This window comes from Peribacillus sp. YIM B13472 (genome assembly GCF_042788005.1).
GTDB lineage: Bacteria > Bacillota > Bacilli > Bacillales > DSM-1321 > Peribacillus > Peribacillus simplex_E.
Map to the genome: position 1 here is coordinate 150693 of NZ_JBHZPG010000006.1, position 14442 is coordinate 165134.

The 14442-nt window shown below is 43.0% G+C and carries 15 protein-coding genes and 1 other annotated feature; all 15 genes read right to left on the bottom strand.

Going from position 1 to position 14442, the window contains the following annotated elements:
- Positions 1-67 precede the first annotated feature (67 nt).
- Entirely contained in the window at positions 68-2137 is a 2070-nt protein-coding gene (gene glyS / locus ACFX4I_RS07235; RefSeq protein ID WP_377419824.1) for a glycine--tRNA ligase subunit beta, read from the bottom strand.
- Complete coding sequence (gene glyQ / locus ACFX4I_RS07240; protein WP_034308488.1) at positions 2124-3020, bottom strand: glycine--tRNA ligase subunit alpha; 897 nt, start codon at positions 3018-3020, stop codon at positions 2124-2126. Before glyQ ends, glyS begins: the two co-directional genes overlap by 14 nt.
- A 99-nt stretch (positions 3021-3119) precedes the next feature.
- Positions 3120-3296 (bottom strand) — a binding site (T-box leader).
- Positions 3297-3354: 58 nt separating this feature from the next.
- The gene (recO, locus tag ACFX4I_RS07245) at positions 3355-4107 is read right to left on the bottom strand and encodes a DNA repair protein RecO (RefSeq protein ID WP_230302621.1); all 753 of its coding nucleotides are present in this window, start codon (positions 4105-4107) and stop codon (positions 3355-3357) included.
- Positions 4108-4140: 33 nt separating this feature from the next.
- Complete coding sequence (locus ACFX4I_RS07250) at positions 4141-4284, bottom strand: YqzL family protein (RefSeq protein WP_377419826.1); 144 nt, start codon at positions 4282-4284, stop codon at positions 4141-4143.
- A gap of 99 nt (positions 4285-4383) precedes the next feature.
- Complete coding sequence (era, locus tag ACFX4I_RS07255) at positions 4384-5313, bottom strand: GTPase Era (protein WP_230302623.1); 930 nt, start codon at positions 5311-5313, stop codon at positions 4384-4386.
- The gene (locus tag ACFX4I_RS07260; RefSeq protein ID WP_076365241.1) at positions 5306-5704 is read right to left on the bottom strand and encodes a cytidine deaminase; all 399 of its coding nucleotides are present in this window, start codon (positions 5702-5704) and stop codon (positions 5306-5308) included. The genes era and ACFX4I_RS07260 overlap by 8 nt, the downstream gene beginning before the upstream one ends.
- A gap of 39 nt (positions 5705-5743) precedes the next feature.
- A complete protein-coding gene (locus tag ACFX4I_RS07265; protein WP_377419828.1) occupies positions 5744-6121 on the bottom strand; it encodes a diacylglycerol kinase family protein in 378 nt (125 codons plus the stop codon).
- Positions 6099-6575 carry an rRNA maturation RNase YbeY gene (gene ybeY / locus ACFX4I_RS07270; protein ID WP_076365237.1) on the bottom strand — a complete coding sequence of 159 codons (477 nt, stop codon included), beginning with the start codon at positions 6573-6575 and terminating at the stop codon, positions 6099-6101. The genes ACFX4I_RS07265 and ybeY overlap by 23 nt, the downstream gene beginning before the upstream one ends.
- Entirely contained in the window at positions 6572-8737 is a 2166-nt protein-coding gene (locus ACFX4I_RS07275; protein ID WP_309518726.1) for an HD family phosphohydrolase, read from the bottom strand. Before ACFX4I_RS07275 ends, ybeY begins: the two co-directional genes overlap by 4 nt.
- 178 nt (positions 8738-8915) lie before the next feature.
- Positions 8916-9878, bottom strand: a complete 963-nt coding sequence (locus tag ACFX4I_RS07280) for a PhoH family protein (protein ID WP_057278839.1) — start codon at positions 9876-9878, stop codon at positions 8916-8918.
- Between the two features lie 3 nt (positions 9879-9881).
- Positions 9882-11069 (bottom strand): sporulation protein YqfD, encoded by a 1188-nt coding sequence (gene yqfD / locus ACFX4I_RS07285; RefSeq protein WP_377419830.1) that lies wholly within the window; start codon positions 11067-11069, stop codon positions 9882-9884.
- Positions 11070-11084: 15 nt separating this feature from the next.
- Positions 11085-11369: a sporulation protein YqfC gene (yqfC, locus tag ACFX4I_RS07290; protein ID WP_034308511.1), complete on the bottom strand. Its 285-nt coding sequence runs from the start codon at positions 11367-11369 to the stop codon at positions 11085-11087.
- A 128-nt stretch (positions 11370-11497) separates the two neighbouring features.
- Complete coding sequence (locus ACFX4I_RS07295) at positions 11498-12001, bottom strand: hypothetical protein (RefSeq protein WP_377419832.1); 504 nt, start codon at positions 11999-12001, stop codon at positions 11498-11500.
- A gap of 22 nt (positions 12002-12023) precedes the next feature.
- Entirely contained in the window at positions 12024-13013 is a 990-nt protein-coding gene (gene floA, locus ACFX4I_RS07300) for a flotillin-like protein FloA (RefSeq protein ID WP_373567482.1), read from the bottom strand.
- A gap of 50 nt (positions 13014-13063) precedes the next feature.
- Entirely contained in the window at positions 13064-14338 is a 1275-nt protein-coding gene (locus ACFX4I_RS07305) for an NfeD family protein (protein WP_377419849.1), read from the bottom strand.
- Positions 14339-14442: the final 104 nt, after the last annotated feature.

Consider the following 14442-nt stretch of genomic DNA (forward strand, 5'->3'; position numbering starts at 1 on the left):
CATTTATCTTTTTAAGAAATCGGAAACCCTTATTTAAAGTGTTTCCGATTTCCATACATCCTTTCGATCATGTAAGGATGATTTTATTCATGGCAGCAAAACCTGCAACCAAATCACTGATTTCCTTCATTAAGGATAAACGGTTATTGCGGATTGCTTCATCCTCTGCCATGACCATTGTATTCTCGAAATATGACTCTATTTCCGTTTGAAGCGAAACAAGCTGTTCAAACCGCTCATTCTCATCTTTAGATTCCATATAACGCATTGCAACTTTTTGATATTTTACGTATAACGCATTCTCTTGATCATTTTCAAAGGCACTAGGGTCGACTGTCACCTTATTGTCACATTTTACGGCAATGTTCATGACCCGGCTTAAAGCTTCCAGGCTTTCTTTAAAGTCAGCTTCGTCTTTTTTCGCATTCAAGACATGTGCACGTTCCACGATAGAGTGGATATAGCCGATCTCATTGAACAGAACTGCATCAATCAAATCGTAACGGATTTGCTGTTCTTGAAGCAGGTGTTTGACACGGGCTTTAAAGAATGTGAACATATCCGCTTTAACTTCTTCAAGATCACGTTTTAAGATGCCTTTTGATTCCAGTCCTTCAAGGCCTAAAACAATAAGCTCCTCTAAAGAAATATTCCATTTCTTCTCAGCTAGGATTTGGACGACCCCGCTCGCCTGCCTTCTTAATGCGTAAGGATCCTGGGAACCTGTCGGAATGACACCAATAGCGAAGAATGAAGACAAAGTATCAATTTTTTCAGCTAAACTCACAACCGCTCCAATGACTGAAGGCGGTACATTGTCATCCGCATGTCTTGGCATATAATGTTCATTGATAGCCGCGGCCACTTCTTTGGCTTCCCCTTTTAAGAGAGCATATTTTTCACCCATATACCCTTGCAATTCAGGGAATTCATAAACCATATGACTCACCAAATCGAACTTGGCAATTGCCGCTGTACGAAGCGCCATTTCTTTTTCCGCCTTTAAATTCAAAGCATCCGCAAGGGCACCGGTCACTGCAGTTACCCGGGCAGTTTTCTCGGCTAAGGTACCAATTTCTTCATGATAAACGATGCTGTCAAGCTTTTTCAAAGCATCCGAAATCTCTTTTTTCTGATCTTCTTGATAGAAGAATGCTGCATCCGATAAGCGGGCACGCAATACTTTTTCATTACCTTTAGAAACCTTATCCAAATGGCGGTCATCGCCGTTACGCACGGTTACAAAGTAAGCAAGCAGTTTCCCGTCCTTATCTTTAACAGGGAAATAACGTTGGTGTTCCTTCATTGATGTGATAAGTACCTCAGAAGGAAGCTCTAGGAATTCTTCTTCAAAATGTCCAAATAACACCGTTGGATACTCTACCAAATTATTGACTTCTTCAAGCAGATCTTCATCGACCGGGATGATCCAGCCTTTCTCCTGCTCAAGCTCTTTAATCTGATCCAATATAACTTGTCGGCGTTTATCTGGATCCGCCATTACAAATTGTTCTTTTAGCGTATCTTCATACCGTTCCGGCTGCTCGATGATTGCGCTATCGCCCAAGAAACGGTGTCCTTTTGTTTCACGGCCCGTTTCCACGTCAGCAATGCCAAATGGAACTATGTCATTGCCGAATAAGGCAATCAGCCATTTAATCGGACGGACGAAGCGGAGCTCCTGATTGGCCCAGCGCATATTTTTCGGGAACGTCATGCCGCTGATGATTTCAGCAAGCTCAGATAAAAGCTGAGCAGTTTGCTTTCCTTTTATGAATTTATTCACATGGGCATATTCCACACCCTTGAGTTCTTTAAAATAAATGTCCTCTGAAGTCATGCCTTGACCCCTGACGAATCCCAATGCGGCTTTAGACCAGTTGCCTTCACTGTCCAAAGCGATTTTCTTAGCCGGACCTTTTGCTTCTTCTTCGATATCCTTTTGGGATTCTTCCACGTCTTTCACCAATACGGCTAAACGTCTTGGTGTGGAAAAAGCTTCAACCGTTCCGAATTCAATCGCTTTTTCAGTTAGCCATTGCTGTACTTTATCTGACAACTGTTTCATTGATGCTGTCACAAAACGGGCAGGCAGCTCTTCCAATCCAATCTCCAATAACAAATCACGCTTGCTCATTTGTATTCTCCCCTTTCACTTTCAGGATCGGGAAGCCTAATTTTTCCCGCTCTTCATAGAAGGTTTTGGCAACCTTACGCGCTAAGTTACGGCACCGGGCAATATAACCCGTTCTTTCCGTCACCGAGATGGCTCCTTTGGCATCCAAAAGGTTAAATGTATGTGAACATTTCAAAACATAGTCATATGCAGGATGTACAAGTCCTTCTTCCATTTGGCGATGCGCTTCCTTTTCATACATCGTGAAAAGCTGAAACAGCATATCAAGGTCGGAGGTTTCGAACGTATATTTCGAATGTTCGTATTCCGGCTGACCAAATATATCCCGAACTGTGAATCCATCTGTCCATTCTAGGTCAAATACATTTTCCTTATCTTGAATGTAAGAGGCGAGACGTTCGATCCCGTATGTAATTTCCACGGAAACCGGCTTACACTCAAGGCCGCCCACTTGTTGGAAATATGTAAATTGAGTGATTTCCATTCCATCAAGCCACACTTCCCAACCTAGACCAGCACACCCTAGTGATGGATTTTCCCAGTTGTCCTCCACAAAGCGAATATCATGCTCAAGCGGATTTATCCCTAATGCGCGTAATGAATCCAAATATAACTCTTGGATATTGTCAGGCGAGGGCTTCATGATCACTTGGAACTGATGATGCTGATACAGTCGATTAGGGTTCTCGCCATAACGGCCGTCAGCAGGACGGCGGGAAGGCTCTACGTAAGCAACGCTCCATGGCTCCGGTCCAATCGCTCTCAGGAACGTGTATGGGCTCATCGTTCCTGCCCCTTTCTCGACATCATAAGCATTCATCAATATGCAGCCTTGTTCAGACCAATGCTTTTGTAACGTTAAAATCATATTTTGAATATTCATCGTACACCTCCAGGTTATTTAAAGCGGCTCTTTTTAAAATTAAAGGTCGGAACCCATTACATTTTGGCAAACAAAAAACTCCCGTCCCTATGCGAAATGCATAGGGACGAGAGTATACCCGCGGTTCCACCCTAATTGCCGTTAATAAAACGGCCTCTTTTCAAAGCTACATGCTCCGGAAACGCCCTTCCCTGTAAATCCATATCCCGGCTTCCACCGTCCCGGGTTCGCTTTTTATGGAGAATGACAGATACTCTTTTCCATCAACGCAATCTTCTTATTTTGATGATTAGAATTTTATACAAACTAGCATGGAATGTCAATAGGTCAAATCCTAAAACATATCTTTCATCGTATCAATCTGTTTCAGGAACTTTTTTGATTTCAAATGCAGACCGGAATATTCCTCATAATATGCATCGATGATCTTCTGAAGTTCTTTTTTCGTTTCAGGCTTAACGGAAATGTTTCCGAGCCTTGATAAATCGAAATAATAAAAGATTCGAAGCAATTTGACGGCTGCAGGTGAAATTTTATAATGATAAGGGTCTTTCCCCAGACAACGGTGACAGATAAAGCCCGCTTCCCGAAGCGAGAAAGAGAATTCCCCTTCCGTTTCACCACAAACAGCACACTGATTCAGCACTGGGTTAATCCCATTGACGGGCAGCATCTTCATTTCAAAAATGAATTTCAAAACCTCTGCGTCATATTCCTCGTTTATGTAATGCAATGTTTGCGAAAGCAATTCATACAAATATGGATTCGGTTTCTTATCCTCGACGCTTTTATCAAGCAATTCAACAATATATGAAGCATAAGCAGTGGCAAAAAGATCCTCCCTTATGAAACGGAGTGAATCGACCATTTCGCCTTGCTGAAGACTCCCGAGTCCGGTTGATGTGGTTACAAGAAAATACCCGGAGCAAAAAAGCTGTGTGACTGCAGAAAGCCTGCTGTTAGGTTTACTGGCTCCTCTAGCCATAACGCCAATTTTTCCTAGCTCGCGGGTATATATAGTAATGATTTTGTTATTTTCTCCATATGCAGTTCGCCTTATGACAATGCCCTCACATTTTTGGAGCATACCAAGACACCACCCATGCTCGCCAAGACTAACCTATGAAACAGGAAAATCAATTTCTGCTAGCTCATTATTCAATACCAAGTGTCTTTCCTGTCTCTCGACTTCTATCTCCTTAAACAGCAAATAGGTGTCCACATTACCTGTTTCAGTAAATAACTCCCAGGTAAAATCCAACATATAAAGCCCACCTTTCATTTTTAACTAGCAATATGAATATCCGACCATATGGTTAGCTTGACCGTTTTCCGAACTTTCATGACGCGTAAATTTTGTTAATTAATACTCGCTCTCATTGAAGCCATAATCGCGAAGCTGGCTTGCTTTGTTCCGCCAATCCTTCTGTACCTTCACCCATAGTTCCAAGAAAACTTTCGAGCCCAATAAGTTTTCGATATCCACTCTGGCACGGCTACCGACTTCTTTAAGCATTTTCCCTTGCTTTCCGATGACAATGCCTTTTTGTGAATCACGTTCGACAACGATCGTCGCCATGACATTAATGGTGTCACTGTTGTCCATTTTTTTAATTGAATCGATGACAACAGCCACTGAATGCGGAATTTCCTCACGTGTCAGATGCAGTACCTTCTCGCGGACCAATTCGGAAATGATAAAACGTTCCGGGTGGTCGGTCACTTGGTCAGCTGGATAAAACTGGGGACCTTCTGGCAGATGTTCCTTGATTTGTTCAAGCAGTGTATCAACATTATTCCCTTCAAGCGCAGAAATCGGAACGACCGCAGCAAAAGGGTAAAGCTTTTGGTATTTTTCAATGATCGGAAGTAAATCATCTGGATGCATCGCATCGATTTTGTTTACAACCAAGAAAACAGGCGTTTTTACGGATTGAAGTTTTTCGATGATAAACTCGTCACCGCGTCCGTATCCTTCAGTCGCATTGATCATGAAGAGAATCAAATCGACTTCCTTCAATGTATTCGTTGCCACTTTCATCATGAAGTCACCAAGCTTATGCTTTGGTTTATGAATGCCGGGTGTATCGATGAAAATCATTTGTGAATCGTTTTGCGTAAGTACACCCTGGACCTTATTTCTTGTAGTTTGCGGTTTATCGCTCATAATGGCGATCTTTTGACCGATGACCCGATTCAGAAATGTACTCTTTCCAACATTAGGTCGTCCAATAATCGAAATGAAACCTGATTTGTAACCTTTTACTTGTGTATCATCAAATAGTTTATCCATTTAAATCCTCCGGTGAAAAAGCTCCTGGAAGCAATTCCTGTACTGTTAGTTCTTTTATATCCCCATGTAAGTTGGTCAAAACGACCGGCATATCCTTTTCACACAGTTCCGAAATAACCTGCCTGCATGCCCCGCATGGGGAAACGGGACCATCGGTATCAGCCACGACTGCAAGTTTAGTGAATTTTTTATCGTTATGGGCATAAGCGCTGAATAAAGCTGTCCTTTCGGCGCAGTTACACATGCTGTATGCAGCATTTTCTATATTACAACCATGATAAACCTTTCCATCAGCGGTTAATAGGGCTGCCCCCACCTTAAATTTGGAGTAAGGCACATAAGCTTTATCCCTTGCTTTTTTAGCTTCCTCAATCAATTCTTTTGTATTCAATTCACATCTTCCTTTCAAATTGAGTACCATTTCGGCTACCTACAGGCCAAACTTGGGCAAAAAGATAATCAATCCAACTATTATAGAAAATATAGCATATATGAATACAGCTCCGGCTGCAATATCTTTTGCCTGCTTGGCAAGCGGATGGATTTGATCCGTTACGAGGTCCACTACCCTTTCGATCGCTGAATTAACGAGCTCCAACGTAATCGTACCGGCTATGGCCGCTAAAATGAAAAGCCACTCCATCCCATTCAATGAGAAGTAACAACCAAAGAATACGACGATTGCCGTTAACGCGAAATGTATCTTGATATTGCGTTCAGTCCGAACAGCCTCCAAAATTCCCTGACAGGCAAAAGAGAAACTTTTTAATAAAGGATACCTTTTTTTATCCTTCTCTTGAAAGTCCATATTCTTCCAAGATCTCCTTTTGTTTAGTGAACATCACTTTTTCATCTTCTTCATTCATGTGGTCGAATCCTAATAAATGCAGAAAACCATGCAGTGCTAAAAATCCAAGTTCCCGGTCAAATGAATGACCATATTCTTCAGCCTGTTCTTTCGTGCGTTCAATGGAAATGATGATATCCCCTAACATGCGGGGCATTTCCGCTCCGACAATTTCCACCTCATCTTCTCCCATTTCTTCAAGTGCAAAAGAAATGACATCTGTAGCTGAATCTTTATGTCGATATTCTTTATTGATTTCCCGAATCCTATCATTGTCTACAAATGTAACTGACAGCTCGGTGTCTTTTTCAATGTTTTCTTTTCTTGCCGCAAATTGCAGAATGCTTTCAACAAGCCGCTGAGCTTCCTCCGTTACTTCATTCGTTTCATCCATTAAATCGATAGCTAAAATCATTCTTTCACCTTCTGTCCTAATTTATCCGGCTCCGGATATTCAATCCTGGAGTGGAAGATACCATTCAGCGATTCACATAAGGAATGCTTCACGATACTCAATTCTCTCATAGTAATGTCACATTCATCAAATTGACCATCAGAAATCCTGTCCTGAATGATGAAACTTACCAGCTCTTCAATCTTATCCGGAGTTGGGTGCTTCATCGATCTCACTGCCGCTTCCACACTATCGGCTATGCCGATGACGGCTACTTCCTTCATTATCGCCCTCGGACCGGGATATCGGTAGGCCGCTTCGAGTGTGGCCTCATCCTGTTTTTTTGCCTTATGGTAGAAGAACTTCAATAAAGTGGTACCGTGATGCTGCTCTGCAATATCCACAATCTCTTTCGGGAATTTGTGACTGCGCAGCATCTCCCCGCCATCGACGGCATGGGCAATGATGATATCCCTGCTCGTTTCCGGCTGCAGCCGATCATGCGGGTTCTCTTCATTCATCTGATTTTCGATGAAGAAGTGCGGCCGCTTCGTTTTACCGATATCATGATAATAGCTGCCGACCCTTGCCAGCAATCCATTCGACCCGATGGCTTCACAAGCCGATTCCGCCAAATTGGCGACCATTACACTGTGATGATATGTCCCCGGTGCCTCAATCAAGATCCTCCGCAATAACGGATGATTGGGATTCGCGAGCTCGATAAGCTTAATCGATGATAAGATCCCGAAACCAGCCTCGAAAAACGGTAACAGGCCCATTGTCAAAACGGCTGAACCCACTCCAGAACCCATGGCAGCGGCAGCATAATACAAGTACTCCATTCTAGTATAATGGCTGTCCATAATAAAAATGAGCGAAAAAACAAATGCCATATTGATTAAAGCCAATAGCAGCCCCGCTACCAGCACCTTTGATTTGAAATTTGGCCTAGATAGAATGATGATTGCCGTCAATCCCCCGAAAATGATATAAAGCCCCATCGAGAAATCCAGATTTCCAGGTGTATCACCATTAAATATAATCGTACCATATGAACCTAACAATATGATCATTGCCACCGCTAACTTATCATTCAATAAAATCTTGATGAGCATGGCCGCCATGGCACCCGGAAAAATGTATTCCAAGTTCGAGTTTTTCAGGTCTGCCAGAATGCTGACCGTTTTCATGGTAGCCATTGAAAGGATAAAGACAAGACTGAAGATCAATAACTGATTGTACTTGTTATCCTTTTTGGAAATGGAATAGTAGAAATAGTAATAAAAAGCGGCAAAAGTCAGGAATATGAATAAGAGCAGGCCGATATACGGGTAAATGGTAGACTCCGTATTTAAGAAGCCTGCCAGTTCAAGCTGCCTATATACATCCCTGTCCACTAATTGATTTTCTTCAACGATGATTTGACCTTGAAGGATCCTGATCGGCTCCACGCTTTCAACCGCTTTCCTTCGCTGTTCCTCGGTTTTGTCCTTATCGAAAAATACATTCTGAATGATTGCCGTACGTGCAAGGGAAGTGGAGGCTTTTTTCATATCGCCGCTAATGCTCATATAACCCAATTCCTCTACAACCTTCTTCTTGGCATTTTCGACGTCACTTGCAGCGATTCGGGAGCTCATCACATTATTCACGGCTGTAATGGTTGAATCCTTCGCTATTTTCAACTCATCTTCATCCGCCTGCACTAATGCCTGGAAAACGGATTCCTCGATATTTTTATTCACTTCATCGGTCAATTTTTCTTTTAATATGGAAACTTTTTGAGCATCCGTCTTTACGAGCTCTTTTTTATCCTCATCTTCTTTATGATCTTCATCAGGGTCCGTTTCTTTATTCACCTCTATTGCTGAATCGAAAATGGATGAAATCAAATCGACTTTATTTTTGGCATATTCCTTTTTTAAAGAATAAACATCCGCCACCTGTTTTGAAATCTCTTCTTTTTCCTGTTCCGTCTTATAGGTATCTTCCACAGTCTTGGTTGAACGGATTGTTTGTTCCGCAGGCTTAAAAAGCTCTACCTGGACCCTTTCCGGCTTAACATTGGAGAACATTAACCCATACGCAAACAAACCGAGTATGATGAACAAAAGCACTTGAAAAAAGCGATGGACCAACAGCCCTTTTATTTGAGTGAAAAATTTCTGGATACGATTCAAGGAAGGTCCTCCTAAAAAAATGATGTTTATTATTCTAGATATGTAAAATCATAACAGTTTTTATGTGAATTTTCACCTTCGTATTGATAAATGAAGCTTCTTATCCACTTTTTCCCCATAAAGTTTGTCATTTAGACACATCACGAAAAATCCGCCGATTGAAATGGCGGATTTTTTCTTATGACTTCGCCTGCTCGTAAGCAGTAATGATTTTGGCGACAAGCGGATGTCTTACTACATCACTTTGTTCAAAATAAACAAAGGAAAGGCCTTTAACATTCTTCAAGATCTCTTCTACCCGGACTAGACCTGACTTCATACCTTTCGGAAGGTCAATCTGGGTCCGATCTCCCGTAATGACCATTTTCGATCCGAAACCAAGCCGGGTCAAGAACATCTTCATTTGGGCTTCCGTCGTATTCTGGGCTTCATCCAATATGACAAAGGCATCTTCAAGCGTACGGCCCCTCATATAAGCCAGAGGAGCTATTTCGATCGTTCCGCGCTCTATCATCCTTAGCGTCTGTTCCATCCCTAGGAGGTCATGGAGAGCGTCATACAGCGGCCGTAGATAAGGATCTACCTTTTCCTTCAGATCACCAGGCAGAAAACCAAGGCTTTCCCCTGCTTCGACGGCAGGCCGTGTCAGGATGATCCGTTTAACATGTCCATTTTTCAATGCATTGATGGCCATCACTACAGCAAGGTAGGTCTTCCCGGTTCCGGCAGGCCCAATTCCAAATACTAGATCCTGTTTCTTTATAGCCTGGATATAGTATCTTTGCCCGATGGTTTTGACTTTAATGGATTTCCCCTTAGCCGTTTTAGCGATTTCCTCATCATATAATTCACCGAAATACTCCAATGTGCCTTTTCTTGCCAATTCAATTGCATAAAGCACATCTCTGGAACTGATTGCAATTCCTTTTCTGACCACTGTCAATAATGCCTTGAGGATTTCCTCCCCCATCGTTACCCGCTCGATATCCCCGGCAACACTCACCGCTTCACCTCGGGTTATGACGGAAATGCCAAGCTCCTCTTCGAGCACTTTTACATTTGAATCTCCATTGCCCAATAATGCGATCGCTTCATTGGGTGATTCTATTTCGAGCTTAATTACTTTCACATCATCTGCCATTCGTTAGTCTCCTTGAATGATTGGCTGTCCAATCGCTATATCTTCAATAACTTGGTAATGTATAGATAATTTAACTTTACCATTCTCCATGCTTTCGTGCAAAATTTTTTCCTCGATGATTTCATCTTCCTCTTCTAAATGCTTTTTCAATTCCGCTTTAGCCATTTTCCTGCCTTCCTTCACCGCTTCTTTCTCCGTATAACTTCGTACAATATCATCCTTGCTCCTCAAAGTCTCTTGTTTATAGGAAATGGGAAGTTCCCATTGAAGAAAGTGGAAAGGCCTCACCGTCGTTTCTTTCTCCTGTTTTTCGTATCCCGGATCCTTGAAACCCCATACCGGAAGGGAAAAGCCCCCCATTTTCAAAAAGTGCCTGCTCGTTTCATCTCCGTTAAAAACAGAAAACTTGGTTTTTAACGGAACTTCCACTTTCGCTTTATACCACGTTTTCCCTTTTATTACTCCCTGCGCGGATACAATTTCCTGTTTATCCTCTTTTCCAATCAATCCTGAAACAAGAAGCTGTCCTTTTCCTACATAATCATTCACATTAACAATAGATTGTCCCTTTTCAACGAACATATCAGTGATGATCGCTTTTTTTGAAGCTACCAAATTTTGCGGAGATGTTTTCTCGACCTCTTTAGGCTGCCGTTTTTCTACAACCCGAAAATGGTATGTCGTTCCCTTTAGCTCTACCCCTACCCATGTCAATGCCCCAATCCGGTCCGACAGCTTACGCTGAATCGTATCCACATCATCAACAAAGAACTGCACTTTCCCGATCTTCACGCCCATCTTGTCCAATTCTTTCCGGATGGCATGCTCGGTTGCAGGTTTGGCATCTTGAACCTCGATGCCCCATACCATATTGGAAAGTACAAATATACAAAGCAGGAAAGCGATCATCCCCGCTAAAAACCCGCTGTTTTTCATGACTCTCTTCATTAGGAAAGGGAAACCCTTTCCCTGCATGAACTTTACTTTACAATCGCTCTTACGCATGACCTGACGTAGTTTGGGGATATCCCTGATATCCATATGGAAAATCAGGGTTTCACTTCCTACACGCTTCACATCCCAGATATGAAGCCCCCTTCTCGTCAGCATATTAATCAGCCGTTCTGCACCTTTTCCAAAAGCCTTCACCTTTACATAGCCTGTATAATAGTTTGTCCATTGGTTTTTCATGGAGACCTCCCGGGATCATTCATTGATAAAATAGACCTTATCAATTTTGCCTTCGAGCATGATTTCTTCCGGCAAAATCGTCTTTATGACAAAGGCATTTCCCTTTATCAGCAACTGCCCATTTTTCAGCATCAATCGTACTTCGCTGTCTGTAAAAGCCAATAAGCCACGATGGTTTTCAATATAAATATGTAATTGTCCGATCATTGTAATTCGCGGCAGGTCCATCATGACATCTTGCGGAAGGTCCATTGTTTTGGTCATAAGCTGTTTCACTTTTTTTCCCCAATTGCGAGCCATAAAAAAGAACCCCCTTTCATCTCAATGTATGAAATGAAAGAGGGTTCTAGCACAAAATTATAAGTGAATGAAAGTCTATTTTTTCATGCCCCTTTAATGACGGGCTTAAAAAAGCCCGGGGCTCAGAATCACCTTCTGGACCTCTGAAGACTTCTCTTCGCCCTTGGCGGTCCCAGCACTTCTGACATGATGATGCCATCAATCAACTGCTTTTTACCAAAAGACGGCCCTTTGCGATAGACCGGACTGTTATTATCAGAAATCGTTGATGCAAGTTGATCCGCCTTCGCTTTTTGATATAAACGCTCCTGATCGTACTTCTGCTGAAGCCTTCTAAGCTCCACAATCCTTTTGTTCGCTTCGTTCGTCGTCTCATCGATCACTTCGGCCGCCTGAGCTGCCTGCTGTTCGACTTTCCTTACGGGAGCAGGGGCAGGCCTTTGCTGCGGATTCCCTTGCTGCAATTCACCTTGAAGCTCCCGCATGACCTCCTGCCATTTCTTTTTCGGAGGCGTGTTAGGATCATCATATTGCTGAGGCTGCTTTTTTTTTCCTAACATGGACGTTAAAATACCGATCAAGACAATGATAAGGAATGGGTTCTTGAGAAAGAAATCAATAAAATCTCCCATTTAAAGACCTTCCTTCCCTGACCTAATTATTATTATGGTTATTGTTGTTATCTTTTGGATTTTCGGATATTTTACTGATGGAACCGCGCATATCCGTATCGGCCGTGATATTTTGGATATTCATATAATCCATCACTCCAAGATTTCCGCTTTTCAGTGCATCGGCCATGGCCAGCGGAACTTCCGCTTCGGATTGAACAACCTTCGCTCTCATTTCCTGAACACGGGCAACCATTTCCTGTTCAAGTGCAACAGCCATCGCACGTCGTTCTTCGGCCTTTGCCTGGGCTATTTTCTTATCGGCTTCGGCTTGGTCCGTCTGTAATATGGCCCCGATATTTTTACCGATATCCACTTCAGCAATATCAATGGAAAGAATTTCGAATGCCGTCCCTGAATCCAACCCTTTCGATAAAACCGTTCTTGAAATCAAATCGGGATGTTCCAGTACATCCGTATGCATTTGCGAAGCACCGATCGTCGATACGATCCCTTCCCCTACACGGGCAATGATCGTCTCTTCACCGGCACCACCGACCAGGCGTTCAATATTGGCCCGGACCGTGATCCTTGCCTTCGCTTTCACTTCAATACCATTCATCGCCACACCTGAGATGAATGGAGTTTCGATCACTTTCGGGTTAACGCTCATTTGAACGGCTTGCAGTACATCACGACCGGCAAGGTCAATGGCTGCACCCCGTTCGAAAGGTAACGTGATATTGGCGCGTTCTGCAGCAATTAATGCATTCACCACTCGATCGACATTACCACCTGCAAGGTAATGGCTCTCCAATTGATTCGTTGAAACATTGATTCCAGCCTTATGGGCCTTGATAAGCGGGTTGACGACCCTGCTTGGTATAACACGGCGAAGCCTCATCCCAACTAATGTAAATATACTGATTTTGACTCCTGCCGCTAAAGCGGAAATCCATAACATTACTGGTACGAATGTGAAAAACACTGCCAATACGATGATGGCAGCAATCACTGCCAGTACAATAAATATCGTTCCTGAAGTTATCACTTAATGATTCATCCTTCCTGTATCTTTTAATTTTAATTAGAATCCGGAATTTCCCGGACGACTACCCTTGATCCTTCAACTTTAACGATGATGATTGGCGAACCTTTGGAAATAAAGCTTCCTTCGGTCACGACATCCACTCTTTCTTCTTTGACCAAAGCTGTTCCTGAAGGCCTCAAATCTGTAAGGGCCTTCCCTTCTACACCTAATAAATCCAAACGATTCGGATTGCTGACATATCCTTGTTCCGTTTTTGTTGCATCGGTTAATATCATTTTCCTGAAAAATTTCATCTGTTTTCCAAACACCTTTACAAGTAGGATGAATACCAAAATGGATACGGTGACCGCAATTAGCAAGGATATCGTCATATGGACCGGATCATCTGTTGCGAGGAATAAACTCCCCACTATCGCGGTAAATCCGAGCAGCCCGATAATCCCCCCTGGGATAAAAAATTCAATTAGTACGAGAATGACCCCAATGATGAACATCGCTAACGATTCGTATCCGGTGATACCGGCGACAAGATGACCATAGAAGAATAAGATAAGACTGGTGATTCCAATGACCCCCGGAATTCCAAAACCGGGTGAAAACAATTCCATCACAATCCCGATTCCAGCTATCGTTAACAAAATGGGAACGACGATCGGGTTGGTCAAAAAGCGGGCAAGTTTCTCAGGAAAGCTTTCTTCGATTGACCGAATATCAGCATCCTCGACTCCAAGTATACTATACAGCTCCGCTTTCCCAGAGACGGTGCCTTCACTATATCCAGCCTTTTTTGCCTGTTCAGCTGTAAATGTCAGCAACTTCCCTTTTTCCGCTCCATATTCGGGTAGATCGATGTCAACATCCGCCATCGCCTGTGCATATATGGGATCACGTCCATTTTGTTCTGCAGCAGTCTTCATGGCAGCTAACCAATAAGATTGCGCTTTCTTACCTGCAGCGTTCCCCGTTGAATCTATTACAGCCGCAGATCCCATGGTGGCGCTCGGAACCATATAGATCTCATCTGCACTTAGAGAAATGTATGCCCCTGCAGATAAAGCCCTGTTATTGACGTAGGCAACTGTCTTGATTGGTGAACCCGACAGTAACTTTGCAATTTCCCCCGCTGCATCCACAGCACCTCCAGGGGTATTCACCTCGAAAACGACAAGATCTGCATCAGCTGCTTCAGCAGTGGTCAGCGCGCGTTCCAAAAAGGCCGAGAGTCCCCTTTCCACCGTTTCTTCAATTGGAACATGGTACACGATCTTCTCGTTTGCAGATGCCGTCGCCCCCCCAAAAGAAGACATGGTGAACAGCAATCCAAATAAGAGTACAGATAAATAACGCCAAATTTTCAACGGAACGCCCCCTTTCCCGTATTAAACGCGGTAAGTGCCTCCAATGTTCAGGA